General features: G+C 73.4%; 12 protein-coding genes and 1 pseudogene. 8 read left to right on the top strand and 5 right to left on the bottom strand.

The window, feature by feature from the left end:
• The first annotated feature begins 160 nt into the window (after nt 1–160).
• Complete coding sequence (locus ABZ659_RS22025) at nt 161–604, top strand: ATP-binding protein (RefSeq protein ID WP_360222608.1); 444 nt, start codon at nt 161–163, stop codon at nt 602–604.
• A 133-nt stretch (nt 605–737) separates the two neighbouring features.
• On the opposite strand, the gene ABZ659_RS22020 is transcribed toward ABZ659_RS22025, so the two are convergent.
• Nucleotides 738–1,793, bottom strand: coding sequence for a DUF2637 domain-containing protein (locus ABZ659_RS22020; protein ID WP_360222605.1), 1,056 nt, complete (start codon nt 1,791–1,793; stop codon nt 738–740).
• 303 nt (nt 1,794–2,096) lie between these two features.
• Complete coding sequence (locus ABZ659_RS22015) at nt 2,097–2,948, bottom strand: (2Fe-2S)-binding protein (RefSeq protein WP_360222602.1); 852 nt, start codon at nt 2,946–2,948, stop codon at nt 2,097–2,099.
• Between the two features lie 228 nt (nt 2,949–3,176).
• On the opposite strand from ABZ659_RS22015, the gene ABZ659_RS22010 reads away from it, so the two are divergent.
• Nucleotides 3,177–3,842 carry a GntR family transcriptional regulator gene (locus ABZ659_RS22010; protein WP_360222599.1) on the top strand — a complete coding sequence of 222 codons (666 nt, stop codon included), beginning with the start codon at nt 3,177–3,179 and terminating at the stop codon, nt 3,840–3,842.
• 488 nt (nt 3,843–4,330) lie between these two features.
• Here ABZ659_RS22010 and ABZ659_RS22005 read toward each other — a convergent pair whose 3' ends face one another.
• Both ABZ659_RS22005 and ABZ659_RS22000 read right to left on the bottom strand, forming a co-directional pair.
• Entirely contained in the window at nt 4,331–5,089 is a 759-nt protein-coding gene (locus tag ABZ659_RS22005; RefSeq protein ID WP_360222596.1) for a hypothetical protein, read from the bottom strand.
• A gap of 139 nt (nt 5,090–5,228) precedes the next feature.
• Nucleotides 5,229–6,902 carry a PucR family transcriptional regulator ligand-binding domain-containing protein gene (locus ABZ659_RS22000; RefSeq protein ID WP_360222593.1) on the bottom strand — a complete coding sequence of 558 codons (1,674 nt, stop codon included), beginning with the start codon at nt 6,900–6,902 and terminating at the stop codon, nt 5,229–5,231.
• 357 nt (nt 6,903–7,259) lie between these two features.
• Here ABZ659_RS22000 and ABZ659_RS21995 point away from each other — a divergent pair, with 357 nt between their 5' ends.
• The 5 genes and pseudogenes from ABZ659_RS21995 (at nt 7,260) to ABZ659_RS21975 (ending at nt 12,593) form a co-directional block, all read left to right on the top strand.
• A complete protein-coding gene (locus tag ABZ659_RS21995) occupies nt 7,260–8,150 on the top strand; it encodes an FAD binding domain-containing protein (RefSeq protein ID WP_360222590.1) in 891 nt (296 codons plus the stop codon).
• Nucleotides 8,150–8,653, top strand: coding sequence for a (2Fe-2S)-binding protein (locus ABZ659_RS21990; RefSeq protein ID WP_360222587.1), 504 nt, complete (start codon nt 8,150–8,152; stop codon nt 8,651–8,653). The genes ABZ659_RS21995 and ABZ659_RS21990 overlap by 1 nt, the downstream gene beginning before the upstream one ends.
• 3 nt (nt 8,654–8,656) lie before the next feature.
• Nucleotides 8,657–11,089 carry a molybdopterin cofactor-binding domain-containing protein gene (locus ABZ659_RS21985; RefSeq protein WP_360222584.1) on the top strand — a complete coding sequence of 811 codons (2,433 nt, stop codon included), beginning with the start codon at nt 8,657–8,659 and terminating at the stop codon, nt 11,087–11,089.
• Nucleotides 11,090–11,098: 9 nt separating this feature from the next.
• Nucleotides 11,099–11,386, top strand: a pseudogene (locus ABZ659_RS21980) (NCS2 family permease); the annotation flags it as partial.
• Nucleotides 11,387–11,441: 55 nt separating this feature from the next.
• Nucleotides 11,442–12,593, top strand: coding sequence for an XdhC family protein (locus ABZ659_RS21975; RefSeq protein ID WP_360222581.1), 1,152 nt, complete (start codon nt 11,442–11,444; stop codon nt 12,591–12,593).
• Nucleotides 12,594–12,720: 127 nt separating this feature from the next.
• Here the strand turns inward: ABZ659_RS21975 and ABZ659_RS21970 are convergent, their stop codons facing one another.
• Nucleotides 12,721–13,161 (bottom strand): SRPBCC family protein, encoded by a 441-nt coding sequence (locus ABZ659_RS21970; protein ID WP_360222578.1) that lies wholly within the window; start codon nt 13,159–13,161, stop codon nt 12,721–12,723.
• A gap of 140 nt (nt 13,162–13,301) precedes the next feature.
• Between ABZ659_RS21970 and ABZ659_RS21965 the strand changes: the two genes are divergently transcribed.
• Nucleotides 13,302–14,303 (top strand): UDP-glucuronic acid decarboxylase family protein, encoded by a 1,002-nt coding sequence (locus tag ABZ659_RS21965; protein WP_360222575.1) that lies wholly within the window; start codon nt 13,302–13,304, stop codon nt 14,301–14,303.
• Nucleotides 14,304–14,350: the final 47 nt, after the last annotated feature.

Genomic DNA, 14,350 nt, shown 5'->3' with positions numbered 1-14,350 from the left:
GTGAGGACCGTCGTCGGTCGCTGGCCTTTGCATTTCGGCCAGTTTTGGCTTGGGGTGGTCGTTGACGGCCCTGCATGTCTGGGGCGGTACCCACGGGGCATGGATTCCGTGAACGTGTTCGAGCAGGAGGGGAACCGACATCGGCACGCAGGCGGGGGTCATGAAGAGGCAGGTACGAGGGGGCGGTCCCGCGGCCATCGGGACCGAGGCGGAGGGGGCCGTGGAGACGTCACGGCTCCGGCGCAGACTGGGCCGGGCCGACCTGAGGGCGGTGCCCGAGGCCCGGCGGGCGCTGCGGCAGCTCTTGCGGGACCAGGGTGTGTCCGGGCGGTGCGAGGCCGCGGAACTGCTCACCAGCGAGCTGGTCACCAACGCGCTCGTGCACACCGACGCCGACGCCTTCCTGACGGCGGTCGTGGGGGAGCGCGGGCTGCGGGTGGAGGTGCGGGACTTCGTCGCCCGGCCGCCCCTGGTGTGTACGGCGGCCGACAGCGGTGACGGGACGCACGGGCGGGGGCTGGTGCTGGTGCAGGCGCTGGCGGACGCGTGGGGGGTGCGGGCGCACGGGGTGGGGAAGGCCGTGTGGTTCGAGATCGCCGTCTGAGGGTGTGAGGAGGGCGGGAGCGCGGTCCTTCGGTTGCGCTCCCGCCCTTTCGTGCCAGGGCCTGTCCGCCCCTTCCCGTCGTCGCCCGAAGGGCTGAGCGGGCGGGAAGGGGCGGACAGGCCCTGGGCCCGGGTCAGCCGAACTGCTGCTCCAGGTCCTTGAGCTTGCGCTCCAGGGAGTCCAGGCGCGGCAGGGCCATCGTGTCGTCCTCCGCGGTCAGATCTACTTTGACCGGGTCAGAGGTGGTGGTGCGGACCGGCTGGAGCGACGGGCGGGTGCGGACCGGGAGCTGTTCGGGCGTCGGTGACGCCGATATGGCAGGCTCCGCGGTGGTCGTCATGTCGGCGCGCTCCACGGTGGGCAGCTCCACCTGGCGTCCGCCGCCCCGGCCGACGAAGCCGCGGTGGCCCCGGCTGATCGCCTTCAGCTGGGCGCGCTCCAGGCGCTGCTGGTCCCGGCGGCGCAGGCGCGACTCCTCCTTCTGGCGCTTGTCCTCGCGGACCTCCTCGACGGCCTCGTCCAGGCTGCGCACGTTCTCCAGGAGCATCAGCGACCAGGCGCGGTAGGTCTCGCGGGGCGCCCGCAGCCAGCGGACGATGCGGATCTGCGGCAGCGGGCGCGGTACCAGGCCCTGCTCCCGCAGCGCGGCGCGGCGGGTCTGCTTCAGGGCGCGGTCGAAGAGGACGGCCGCCGACAGGGACATGCCCGCGAAGAAGTGCGGGGCCCCGGCGTGGCCGGTGCCCCTGGGCGCGTGCACCCAGTTGAACCAGGCCGCGGCGAACGCGAACGTCCATACGAGTATCCGGGAGCCGAGCGCCGCGTCACCGTGGCTGGCCTCGCGCACCGCGAGCACGGAGCAGAACATCGCCGCGCCATCCAGACCGAACGGGACCAGGTACTGCCAGCCGTCGCTCAGGCCGAGGTTCTGCTCGCCGAAGCCGACCAGGCCGTGGAAGGAGAGGGCGGCGGCGACCGCCGCGCAGCAGAAGAGCAGGATGTAGGAGACGGTGCCGTAGAGCGCCTCCTTGCGTCTGCGGCGCTCCTCCGCGCGCTCCCACGAGTCGTCCGCGCTCGCTTCCTTGGCCAGGGTGCGCTTGCCGTGCGCGAGCACCGCTACCGCCGCCACCATGCCCAGGAGCAGTACGGCGCCCGGTAGCAGCCAGTTCAGCGATATGTCGGTCAGTCTCATCTGGGGTCCCTTGCAACTGGGATAGGGCGTAACGCCCGCCATGGTGGCCCAAACCCGCCGCGCCTCAGGGGGTTTCGGGGCAAGAGGCCGCCAAGGTGGGGGCGTGGGGAGCCCAGGGCGGCGTTCTGCTCGAACTGCCGCTTGACGGGCGGGAGTTGAGTTCGAATAAGACTACCCGTACGGGTGGTTCCGCGGAAAGTTTCCGGGGGGCGTGAGGAAGTTGTGAATCGGCTGTAACCGTACGGGTGTCACGCTCGCGGGTGATCTTACTCGACGTGCGGGGGGTGAGTTGTTGACGTGCTGTCAGGCGGGGGTGGGCGTGGGGGCGTTGGCTTTGCGGGACTGTGCGCCGGTGCGGGGGCAGGTGTCGCAGATGTCCTCCGGGACCACCGTGTAGAACATGCAGCAACTCGCCCGGTCGCGGGTGGCGGTCGGCTGGCCGTCGGGGGTGCGGGACGCGCGGAAGGCCGGGGGGCCGAGGTACGGCTTGGTGGCGCTCGTGCCGGGGAACAGGGCCTCCAGTTCGCGGATGGCGCGGTCCTCCTCGCCGAGGTGCCGGGCGATGTACCACAGGCCCTCGACGACGTCGTCCGTCACCATGCCCCACAGTGCCCTGCCCCGGCGGCGCGTCCTCGGGCCGAAGGCGGCGAGGAGCGGTTCGACGTGCTCGGCTATCGCGGCACGGACCTCGGCGCGGAGCGCTTCCTCGTCGGGGACCGTCCGGGCGCCGGGGAGCGTGGCCGCCGGGTCGTCCGGGAGGCAGGCGAAGGGGGTGGGCGCGGTGGTGGGGTGCAGCGCCATGCGGCCCGCCGTACGGTCGTACGAGACGTGGGTCGCGGGGTAGCGGGGGACGCGGCGGTGCAGGAACCAGGGGACGGTGACGAGGAGGCAGGCGGGCCAGACGTAGCGGTGCAGGCCGAAGCTGGCGACGACGTCGGGGCGGGCGCGGCGGTGGTAGTCGCGTTGGGTCTGCTCGTCGTCCCAGGCGAGGAACCTGTCCAGGGCGGGGGTGTCGGTGGCCAGGGCCGCCGCGGTGACCCAGCCGTCGCCTGCGGGGGGTGGGGTGCCGGGGGGCAGCTCCGTGATCGTGAGGTAGGGGTACGCCTCGGTGAGGCGGGTGTACGCGTCCGTGACCGCCGAGTGGGGTGCGGGCATGTGTGACCACCGATTCACGTCAGCTTGTAGGCAAGGCTTACCTTACCCGGGGCTGGGGGGAGTTTGCATGGTGGGGGTGTGCGCCTAAGGTGCTTGACGGGTGAGTAACAAGACGTCGTCAACTGCCCTGAGTGTTGACCATGTGGAGCCTTGGGAGGACCTGTGGAGCAGGGGGTGCGGTCGCCGGCGCGGGGCTCTGTGGGTGTTGCCGGTGAGCGGGTCGAGCGGGTGCCCGAGCAGGGGGGTCGTGGGGAGCACGCGCACGGTGAGGTGGCGGGGGCGCGGGGGGTGGTGCAGCGGGCGTCTGTGCGGGGGCAGGTGCTGGACGCGTTGCGGGCGGCGTTGGTGGCGGGGGAGTTGGTGCCGGGGGAGGTGTACTCGGCGCCGGTGTTGGGGGAGCGGTTCGGGGTGTCGGCCACGCCGGTGCGGGAGGCCATGCAGCAGCTGGCGTTGGAGGGGGCGGTGGAGGTCGTGCCGAACCGGGGGTTCCGGGTGGTGCGGCGGGGGGAGCGGGAGCTGGCGGAGCTGGCGGAGGTGCGGGAGCTGATCGAGGTGCCGGTGGTGTTGCGGCTGGCGCGGTCGGTGCCGGGGGAGCGGTGGGCTGAGTTGCGGCCGTTGGCGGAGGCCACGGTGCGGGCGGCGGGGGCGGGGTGCCCGGCGACGTACGCGGAGGCCGACTGGGCGTTTCATCGGGGGGTGCTCGGGCTGGCCGGGAACGCGGAGCTGGTGCGGATCGCGGAGGATCTGCACCGGCGTGCGCAGTGGCCCCTGGTCCGCTCCGCCGCGGACCTGCTGGCCGACGCGACGGAGCACACGGCGCTGCTGGACGCGCTGATCGCGCGTGATGTGGAGGGGGCTCGGTCGCTGGTGCGGAGGCATTTCGCTGCGGCGTGACGCCTGCGGCGGCCTGTTGTTGTCCGGTGGGTGGCTGGTGTAGCGCTGCCTGCCGGGTGGTGGGTCGGGGCCGCGCCGGGGGGTGTCCGTCCTCGGAACCGCGCGCCCTGTGGGTTCGGGGGTGTACGGGGTTTTCCGCGCGAACCACTGCGGGCGGACACCCCCCGACACGTCCCCTTCCGTCGTACGGCGACTGCGGCTCTCCGCCACATCGGCCTTGGCTGCGGGCAGTCCTGCCGCTGGGGCGGCACGGGTGGGCGCGCGCACCCACCCCGCGTCAGCACAGACTGGCGGCACCCCGCCGGGCCGCGCGCACCTGCCCCGCGTCAGCGCGGACTGGCGGCACCCCGCCGGGCCGCGCGCACCTGCCCCGCGCCAGCGCGGACTGGCGGCACCCCGCCGCGCCGGGCCGCGCGCACCCGCCCCGCGTCAGCGCGGACTGGCGGCACCGCGCAGCGCCGGGGCGGGCGCAGCCCCCCGGGGCAGCGTCAGGCCGTCGCTGCTGGTGGGGTCAGTTGGGTGGTGAGCCAGGTGGGGACGCCGCCGAGGAGGCGGAACAGGCGGCGGGCCTCCTCGCGGAGGCGGCTCGCCTCCGGTTCGGGCTCCGTCGCGGCGAGGGAGACCAGGGCAGGGGCCGTCCCCACGAGGTACCCCAGTTCCTCACGGATGCGGAGGGACTCCGAGAAGCCGTGCCGCGCCTCCGCCAGGTCGCCGTCGCGCAGCGCGAGCCCCGCGAGGTGGCGCCAGGTGAAGGAGAGCAACAGCGCGTCGGGGTGCGCCGTCGCGCCCGCGTGGGCCCGCCGGTAGGCCGCGCGGGCGGCCTGGGGCGCGCCCGTGAGGTTCTCCGCCAGCAGCCCCCGCCGGAAGTCGAGGACCGCGCGCCCCGGCGTCCCGGGTGGGATCAGCGCCGCCGCCCTGCCCAGCGCGGCCCGCGCCTCGTCGGCCCGGTCGCGTACGCCGTGCAGCGTGGCGGCGTACGCGAGCTGGCCGCGTTCGCAGGCGGCGGCGCCGCGCTCCTCGTCGGTGTGGGCGAGGGCCTCCGCCGTGCGCAGCGCGTCCTCGGCCTCCTCCCAGCCCTTCTCGGTGTAGAGGCAGCGCTCGCCGAGGAGCGCCGCCCGTTGCAGCGCGGCGCCCGCGGTGTCCGGGCGGAGCAGGGCCGCCGCGTCGGCCCAGCAGGCCCGTGATCGCAGCCGCCATACCGCGGTCTGGAGGGGATCGTTCTGTGAGGTCGTTCCGGTACCAGACATGGCGGGATGCGCCACGTTGCCCTCCCCGAGCGCGCCGTCGAGCTGTTGAGTGGTCGCATTCCAGCACCGATCGGGGCGCCGGGCCAAGGGGGCGGGTGAAGGAATTCACAAAGTGGGGGGAGATCCGGTCGATCGGGTGTCAGCTCATGCGCAGCGCGAGGAAGAAGTCCAGCTTGTCTTCGAGGCGGGACAGGTCACGGCCCGTCAACTGCTCGATGCGGCCCACCCGGTAGCGCAACGTGTTGACGTGCAGGTGGAGCCGGGAGGCACAGCGCGTCCAGGAGCCGTCGCAGTCGAGGAACGCCTCCAGCGTCGGGATCAGCTCGGCGCGGTGCCGCCCGTCGTAGTCGCGCAGGGGGTCCAGCAGCCGGGCGGTGAAGGCGCGGCGGACGTCGTCCGGGACGAAGGGCAGGAGCAGGACGTGCGACGCCAGTTCCTGGTGACCCGCGGCGCAGACCCGGCCGGGGCGGGCCGCGGCCACCCGGCGGGCGTGTCTGGCCTCCTCCAGCGCCCCGCGCAGGCCCTCCGCCGAGTGCACGGGCGCGCTGACCCCGAGGGTGACCCGGCCGTCGTCGTCGAGGCCGGAGGTCAGCGGGGCGCGGATCGCGTCCAGCAGGGTGTCGGCGTGGACGCCCTGTTCCGAGCCGTCGTGCTCGGTGGAGACCGCCGGGAGCGGGATCAGGGCGATCGCCTCCTCACCGGTGTGGGCGACCGCTATCCGGTCGGAGGGGTCCGGGCCGGTGCTGAGCGGGTCGACGAGGACCTCCTCCAGGAGCGACTGGGCCGTCCCGCCCGTCTCCAGGTCGTAGCCCTGCCAGTCGACGCTGGCCACCACCACCTGCCAGTGCGGGGCCGCGCCGGAGCCGGGGAGGAGGACCGGGGCCGCCACCCGGAGGCGGGCGGCGATCTCGGCCGGGGCCGCGCCCGCCTGGACCAGTTCCAGTACCTCCTGGGCGAGGCGGCGGCGGACCGTGCGGGCGGCGTCCCGGCGGTCCCGTTCCACCGCGATCAGCTGGGTGACGCCGTACAGCAGGTCCAGGCGTTCCTCCGGCCAGTCGCCCGCGTCCGTCTCCACCGCGAGCAGCCACTCGGAGAGGACCGTCTCGCGGATGTCCCGGGTGCCCTGCGGGGAGCGGCCGCCGCCGCGGATCGGGAAGAGGGAGTAGGTGGTCGCGCCGAGCAGGACGCGGTGCGGGGCGCGGCGGCCCGCACGGGTGGCCGACAGGTGTTCCGCCGCCAGCGCCGCGCACGTCTCCGGCGGCAGCTCGGGGGCGTTGGCCTTCGGGCCCGCGATCAGGCGGCCGGTCGGGGAGAGCACCCACGCGCGCAGGTCCAGGTCGGAGCCGAGCAGGTCCAGGACCACGTCCGGGCCGCCGCCCGCCGGGCCCGCCGTCATCATGCGGCGGTGCCGGTCCACGACCGCCGCCAGGTCGCCCGCCCGTTCGCCGGAGACCTGCCGTACGACGTGCTCGGTGATCGTCGCGAAGGCCACCGACTCGTGCACCGCGAAGAGCGGGAGTCGGTGGCGGGCGCAGGCCACGAGCAGGTCCTCGGGGATGTCGCCCAGTTCCGCCTCACCGGCCGCCAGGGCCGCCACGCCCGCCTGCGCCAGGATGCGCACGAACGGGTCGGAGTCGGTCGCGTCCCGGCGCCAGGCTAGGCCCGTGAGGACCAGTTCGCCGCCGGAGAGATAGCGGCTCGGGTCCCGCAGGTCCGTCGTCATCACACCCCGTACGGTGCGGTCCAGCTCGTCCTCGCCGCCGAGCAGCCGCAGCCCCAGCGCATCGGTGTCCAGCAGTGCGCGCAGCCGCATTCTCGTCGCCGCCGTTCTTTGTCTCGAAATGGTGGGTGGATCGGGTGGGGGTGTGGTGTGTGTGGGGGAGGTGGGGGAGTGGTCCGGGTGGGGGCTGCCGGTTCGGAGGCGGGGCGCGACGTGTTCTCACGTTTCCACAGGAAATCGTGGAGGTAACCAGGCGCCTCGTTTCATACGAATCTACAAGATGACCGGCCTGGCCAGCCAACTCCTTCATGGTTTCCGTGACTGACCCGGGTGGGGGACGGCGCTGTGTACTGGCGGCACTCCGCGTGAACAGCACCTGAACGAGCCTCGCCCGCCGCACCCGGATTGGCTCGATCCGAAGCACCCACGAGACGAAGAAGAGAGCCGGTCATGGACTTCCTTCGCCCCGCCAGCTGGGAGGAGGCGCTCGCCGCGAAGGCCGAGCACCCCACCGCTGTGCCGATTGCGGGCGGCACTGATGTGATGGTCGAGATCAACTTCGACCATCGGCGGCCCGAATACCTGATGGATCTCCATCGCGTCGGTGATCTCTTTGAGTGGGAGGTGGGAGAGCGGCGGGTTCGGCTGGGGGCCTCCGTGCCGTACAGCCGGATCATGGAGCACCTCCGTGCCGAGCTGCCGGGGCTCGCGCTCGCCTCGCACACCGTGGCCTCCCCGCAGATCCGCAACCGCGGCGGCGTCGGCGGCAACCTCGGCACCGCCTCCCCGGCCGGGGACGCCCACCCCGCGCTCCTCGCCGCCGGTGCCGAGGTCGAGGTCGAGTCGGTGCGCGGCTCGCGCATGATCCCCATCGACCGCTTCTACACCGGCGTGAAGCGCAACGCGCTGGCGCCCGACGAACTGATCCGCGCCGTGCACATCGACAAGGCGGACGGGCCCCAGCAGTTCTCGAAGGTCGGGACGAGGAACGCCATGGTCATCGCCGTGTGCGCCTTCGGGCTCGCCCTGCACCCGGGAAGCCGTCGGGTGCGGACCGGGATCGGGTCCGCCGCCCCGACCCCCGTGCGCGCGCTCGCCGCCGAGGAGTTCCTCAACGCCGCCCTGGAGGACGGGGGGTTCTGGGAGAACGGCAGGGTCATCACGCCGTCCGTGGCCAAGGAGTTCGCCGCGCTGTGTGCGGCCGCCTGCAACCCCATCGACGACGTACGCGGGACCGCCGGTTACCGCCGTCACGCGGTGGGCGTCATGGCCCGCCGGACCCTGACCTGGACCTGGGAGTCCTACCGCGGCACCGCCCGCGCCACGGAGGGAGTCGCCTGATGCGCGTCAGTTTCACGGTCAACGGCCGTCCGCAGGAAGCCGACGACGTGTGGGAGGGCGAGTCCCTGCTGTACGTGCTGCGGGAACGGCTCGGGCTGCCCGGGTCCAAGAACGCCTGTGAGCAGGGGGAGTGCGGGTCGTGCACCGTACGGCTCGACGGGGTGCCCGTCTGCTCGTGTCTGGTGGCCGCCGGGCAGGCCGAGGGGCGCGACGTCGTCACCGTCGAAGGACTCGCCGAGTACGCCCGGAAGCGGGGGAGCGGTGGCGCCGAGGGGGAACTCTCCGCCGTCCAGCAGGCGTTCATCGACGCCGGTGCCGTGCAGTGCGGGTTCTGCACGCCGGGGCTGCTCGTCGCCGCCGACGAGATGCTGGAGCACAACCCCGACCCGTCCGACGCGGACATCCGGGAGGCGCTGTCGGGCAACCTGTGCCGGTGCACCGGCTACGAGAAGATCCTGGACGCGGTCCGGCTCGCGGCCGCCCGGCAGGGAGAGGCGGTCTGATCCATGCCGACCAACGGCGCACCCACGAAGATCACCCAGGGGGCCGGGACCAGGGGCGGCATCGGGGAGTCGACGCTCCGGCCCGACGGCACCCTCAAGGTCACCGGTGAGTTCGCGTACTCCTCCGACATGTGGCACGAGGACATGCTCTGGGGGCAGGTCCTGCGCTCCACCGTCGCCCACGCCGAGATCGTCTCGATCGACACGGGGGAGGCGCTCGCGCTGCCCGGTGTGTACGCCGTGATGACGTACGACGACCTGCCGACCGAGGTGAAGCACTACGGGCTGGAGATCCGGGACACCCCGGTGCTCGCCCACGGGAAGGTGCGGCACCACGGGGAGCCCGTCGCCATCGTCGCCGCCGACCATCCGGAGACGGCGCGTCGTGCCGCGGCGAGGATCCGGGTCGAGTACCGGGAGCTGCCCGTCATCACTGACGAGGCCTCGGCTCTTGCGCCGGGTGCCGTTCTCGTGCACGAGGGGCGGGACGATCTCCCCCAGGGGCCTCCGGCAAGCTCCGGTCCAGGGGGGACCCCCACCGCCGGGCACGTGCCGCATCCCAACATCGTGCATCGGCAGCCCATCGTGCGGGGGGACGTGGCCACGGCCAGTGCGAAGGCGGATGTGGTGGTGCGGGGGGAGTACGTCTTCGGGATGCAGGACCAGGCCTTTCTCGGGCCCGAGTCCGGGCTCGCCGTGCCGGACGAGGACGGGGGCGTGCAGCTGTACGTCGCCACGCAGTGGCTGCACAGTGATCTGCGGCAGATCGCCCCGGTCCTCGGGCTGCCCGAGGAGAAGGTGCGGATGACGCTCTCCGGGGTCGGCGGCGCGTTCGGGGGGCGGGAGGATCTGTCCATGCAGATCCACGCCTGTCTGCTGGCGCTGCGGACCGGGAAGCCGGTGAAGATCGTCTACAACCGGTTCGAGTCCTTCTTCGGGCACGTCCACCGCCACCCCGCCAGGCTGACCTACGAGCACGGCGCCACCCGGGACGGCAAGCTCACCCATGTGAAGTGCCGGATCGTGCTGGACGGCGGCGCGTACGCCTCGTCCTCCCCGGCCGTGGTCGGCAACGCCTCGTCGCTCGGGGTGGGCCCGTACGCGGTCGATGACGTGGAGATCGAGGCCCTCGCCCTCTACACGAACAATCCGCCGTGCGGGGCCATGCGGGGGTTCGGGGCCGTGCAGGCGTGCTTCGCGTACGAGGCGCAGATGGACAAGGTGGCCAAGCGGCTGGGCATGGACCCGGTGGAGTTCCGGCAGCGCAACGCCATGGAGCAGGGCACGCTGATGCCGACGGGGCAGCGCGTCGACTCCCCGGCGCCGGTCGCCGAACTGCTGCGCCGGGTCAAGGCGATGCCGATGCCGCCGGAGCGGCAGTGGGAGAGCAGCGAGGGCGCCGACGTACGGCAGTTGCCCGGCGGTCTGTCCAACACCACCCACGGGGAAGGCGTCGTCCGCGGGGTCGGGTACGCGGTCGGCATCAAGAACGTCGGGTTCTCCGAGGGGTTCGACGACTACTCCACGGCCAGGGTGCGGATGGAGGTGGTCGGCGGTGAGGCCGTCGCCACCGTGCACACCGCGATGGCCGAGGTCGGGCAGGGCGGGGTGACCGTGCACGCCCAGATCGCGCGGAGTGAGCTGGGGGTCGCCCAGGTGACCATCCAGCCCGCGGACACCCGGGTGGGCAGCGCCGGTTCGACGTCCGCCTCCCGGCAGACGTACGTCACCGGGGGCGCCGTGAAGAACGCCTGCGAACTGGTGCGGGAGCGGGTGCTGGAGATCGGGCGGCGCAGGCTCGGGTCGTACCACCCCGCCTGGGCCACCGCCGAGCTGCTGCTGGAGGGCGGCAAGGTCGTCACCGACGGGGGCGAGGTGCTCGCCGACCTGGTGGACGTGCTGGGGGAGGAGGCGGTCGAGGTCGAGGAGGAGTGGCGGCACCGGCCCACCGAGCCCTTCGACCCGCGCACCGGGCAGGGCAACGGGCACGTGCAGTACTCCTTCGCCGCGCACCGCGCCGTCGTCGAGGTCGACACCGAGCTGGGGCTGGTCAAGGTCGTCGAGCTGGCCTGTGCCCAGGACGTCGGGAAGGCGCTCAACCCGTTGTCGGTGATCGGGCAGATCCAGGGGGGTACGACGCAGGGACTGGGGGTGGCGGTGATGGAGGAGATCGTCGTCGATCCGAAGACCGCCAAGGTCCGGAACCCCTCGTTCACTGACTATCTGATTCCGACCATTCTCGATACGCCGACCATGCCCGTCGACCTTCTCGAACTCGCCGACGAGCACGCCCCGTACGGGCTGCGCGGCGTCGGTGAGGCGCCCACCCTGTCCTCCACCCCGGCCGTCCTCGCGGCGATCCGCGACGCGACCGGGCTGGAGCTGGACCGGACGCCGGTACGGCCCGAGCACCTCACGGGCACCGCTACCCCGTAGCCCCGTTCGGTGGCCGCCGCGGCGCTCGTCGTCATCGGGGCGCTGATGACGACCCACGCCCGGCACGTGGACTGGGCCGACCGCGCGACCGCGGTCCCGGTCCTCCTCACCGTGGTGGTCATGCCGTTCACTTACGCGATCACGGCCGGGGTCGCCGCCGGGGTCGTCTCCCATGTGGCGATCAAGACCGCGCAGGGCAAGGCTCGGGAGACCGGCGCCTTCATGTGGGCGCTGACGGCGGTCTTCGTCGTCTTGCCCGCCCTCCACCCGATCGAGGGGTGGCTGGGCGTGCGGTAGGTCGGCTACCGGGTCACTCGTTCGCTTACGCCCGCTGCTTGAAGGAGACCGGGAGATGCTGGACATCGCCGAGGAGTTGCACCGGTGGGCCGGGCGGGGACGTGACTTCGCCGTGGCCACCGTGGTCGCGGTCGGGGGCAGCGCCCCGCGCCAGGTGGGCGCCGCCCTCGCGGTGGACGCCGACGGCACGGCGGTCGGCTCGGTCTCCGGCGGCTGTGTGGAGGGCGCCGTCTACGCGCTGTGCCAACAGGCGTTGACCGACGGGCGGACGGTACTGGAGCGGTTCGGCTACAGCGACGACGACGCCTTCGCGGTCGGGCTCACCTGCGGGGGCGTCATCGACGTGCTGGTGACGCCGGTGCGGGTGGGGGACGCGGTGCGGGCGGTGGTCGCCGGCGCGGTGGCCGCCGCGGCGGCGGGGGAGACGGCCGCCGTGGCCCGGGTCGTCTCCGGTCCCGCCGAGCTGCGCGGGCGGGCCCTGCTGGTCCGGCCCGACGGCTCCTACGACGGTGGCTTCGGCGCCCACCGGGAGCTGGACCGCACGGTCGCCGCCGAGGCCCGCGCCTTCCTGGACGCCGGGCGCACCGGCACCCTGGAGATCGGGGAGCGGGGCTCGCGGTGCGGGGCGCCGCTCACGGTGCTGGTCGAGTCGTCGGTACCGGCGCCCCGGATGATCGTCTTCGGCGCGGTCGACTTCGCCGCCGCCCTGGCGAAGGCCGGTGCCTTCCTCGGCTACCGGGTGACGGTGTGCGACGCCCGCCCCGTCTTCGCCACCCCGGCCCGCTTCCCCGACGCGGACGAGGTCGTCGTCGAGTGGCCCCACGAGTACCTCGCCCGCACCCCCGTCGACGCCCGTACCGTGCTGTGCGTCCTCACCCACGACGCCAAGTTCGACGTCCCCCTGCTCCGGCTCGCCCTGCGGCTGCCCGTCGCCTACGTCGGCGCCATGGGCTCCCGCCGCACCCACCTGGACCGGGAGGCCCGGCTGCGCGAGGTCGGCGTCACCGACCCGGAGCTGGCGCGGCTGCGGTCGCCCATCGGCCTCGACCTGGGCGCGCGCACCCCGGAGGAGACCGCGCTGTCCATCGCCGCGGAGATCGTCGCCGAGCGGCGGGGCGGCAGCGGGGTGTCGCTCACGGGGGCCCACACGCCGATCCACCATGACGCGCCGTCGGGGGAGGTGAGGCGGGTCGGGTCGGTGGCGTAGCAGCCGTTCAGCGGCGGGCCGGGGCCAGCGGGCCGCGTCGCGCGGCGGCTACACACGCGCGAGCACCCTCGGGTGCGAGAGGACGCAGGGCCCCTCCCGAGCGCCCACCAGCACTTCCGCCCCTCCGTCACGGCATCCGCAGCAACCGCTCCACCGCCCGCCCGAACACCACCCGCGACGCCCCCCGCAGCAGCGGGTCCGCGGCCCCGGGCAGGAGTCGTACGCCGATCTCCTCGCGCCACACGACCAGGGAGCCGCCGTCCGGACGCGGCCGGACCTCGATCTCCGCCCAGCCGCGTACCACCCGCCCCCGTTTCTCCAGTCGGCAGCGGCCCGCCGCGTCGTCCGCCGGGGGCTGCCAGAGAACGACCTCCATGCGGTCGTCGAAGGCGAGCGGTCCCACGCCGGAGCGGGCCACGAAGACCGTGCCCGGGCGGGTGGGCGGCGCGGTCTCGACCGTGACCCGGGTGAGCGGGACGGCGGCGCCGTGCCGGGGCCAGTCGGTCAGGCGGCGCCAGGACTCCGGGGCGGGAAGCGGTGCCGTGCGTTCCAGGTGAAAGGTGACCACATCGGGATCCTAGACAGCGGGACGTGCGCGATTCACTTCTTGGTGCATACGTATTCAGAACGGTTTCTTCCGCTGCTAAGTTCTCCGGCGGGGTACTCGCGGCGGCGTTCGAGCGATCGCCTGAGAGTGAGGAGCCGCCCGTGGACGGACACGTGAAGGCGCAGGTGGTCTCCGGGGGACACGGTCGTCCGGCGTGGCAGCGCGTGCTGGTGACCGGCGGGGCCGGGTTCCTGGGGTCGCACCTGTGCGGTCGACTGCTCGACGCCGGGTGCGAGGTCGTGTGCCTGGACAACCTGTCCACCGGCTCACCGGCGAACACCATGGAACTCGAACGTGAGAGCGGATTCCGGTTCGTCTCCGCCGACGCCACCGACCCGGCCGCCTGGCGGGCCCTGCCCGGCCGCTTCGACCTCGTCCTGCACTTCGCCTGCCCCGCCTCCCCCGTCGACTACCTGCGGCTCCCCCTGGAGACCCTCGACGTGGGCAGCAACGGCACCCGGCACGCCCTGGACCGCGCCCGGCGCGACGACGCCCGCTTTCTGCTCGCCTCCACCTCCGAGGTGTACGGCGACCCGCTGGAGCACCCGCAGCGGGAGGGCTACTGGGGCAACGTCAACCCGATCGGGCCGCGCAGCGTGTACGACGAGTCCAAGCGGTTCGCCGAGGCGCTGGTCGCCGCCTACCGCCGGGTGCACGCCACGGACACCGCGATCGTCCGCATCTTCAACACCTACGGCCCCCGGATGCGCACCGGGGACGGCCGCGCCGTGCCCACCTTCGTCGCCCAGGCGCTGGCCGGCGGCCCGCTGACCGTCGCCGGGGACGGCAGCCAGACCCGTTCCCTGTGCTACGTCGACGACACCGTGGACGGCGTCCTCGCGCTCGCCGCGTCCGGCGCGCCCGGACCGGTCAACATCGGCGGCGACGACGAGATCACCATGCTGGAGCTGGCCCGCCACATCGTCGACCTCACCGGGTCGCGCTCCCCGATCCGGTTCGTGGCCCGCCCCGTCGACGACCCCGGGCGCCGCCGTCCCGACACCCGGCTGGCCCGGGAACTGCTGGACTGGCGGCCGCGCGTCGACTGGCGCGAGGGCCTGGAGCGGACCGTGGGCTGGTTCACGGAGTCGGTCGCCGCCTGACCATCGGGCCGCGCCGTCCACACTTCCGTTACAGAGTGTATGAAATC

The sequence above is a fragment of the Streptomyces sp. NPDC006997 genome (assembly GCF_040635175.1).
In the GTDB taxonomy this organism is placed as follows: domain Bacteria; phylum Actinomycetota; class Actinomycetes; order Streptomycetales; family Streptomycetaceae; genus Streptomyces.
The sequence above is the reverse complement of the archived record's forward strand: the minus strand, read 5'-3'. Positions and strand labels throughout refer to the sequence as shown.

Excerpts from the sequence above, each read along its gene's own strand:
- ABZ659_RS22025 (WP_360222608.1), top strand. The coding sequence starts at position 161 with ATGAAGAGGCAGGTACGAGGGGGCGGTCCCGCGGCCATCGGGACCGAG.
- ABZ659_RS22020 (WP_360222605.1), bottom strand. The coding sequence starts at position 1,793 with ATGAGACTGACCGACATATCGCTGAACTGGCTGCTACCGGGCGCCGTA.
- ABZ659_RS22015 (WP_360222602.1), bottom strand. The coding sequence starts at position 2,948 with ATGCCCGCACCCCACTCGGCGGTCACGGACGCGTACACCCGCCTCACC.
- ABZ659_RS22005 (WP_360222596.1), bottom strand. The coding sequence starts at position 5,089 with ATGTCTGGTACCGGAACGACCTCACAGAACGATCCCCTCCAGACCGCG.
- ABZ659_RS22000 (WP_360222593.1), bottom strand. The coding sequence starts at position 6,902 with ATGCGGCTGCGCGCACTGCTGGACACCGATGCGCTGGGGCTGCGGCTG.
- ABZ659_RS21995 (WP_360222590.1), top strand. The coding sequence starts at position 7,260 with ATGGACTTCCTTCGCCCCGCCAGCTGGGAGGAGGCGCTCGCCGCGAAG.
- ABZ659_RS21990 (WP_360222587.1), top strand. The coding sequence starts at position 8,150 with ATGCGCGTCAGTTTCACGGTCAACGGCCGTCCGCAGGAAGCCGACGAC.
- ABZ659_RS21985 (WP_360222584.1), top strand. The coding sequence starts at position 8,657 with ATGCCGACCAACGGCGCACCCACGAAGATCACCCAGGGGGCCGGGACC.
- ABZ659_RS21975 (WP_360222581.1), top strand. The coding sequence starts at position 11,442 with ATGCTGGACATCGCCGAGGAGTTGCACCGGTGGGCCGGGCGGGGACGT.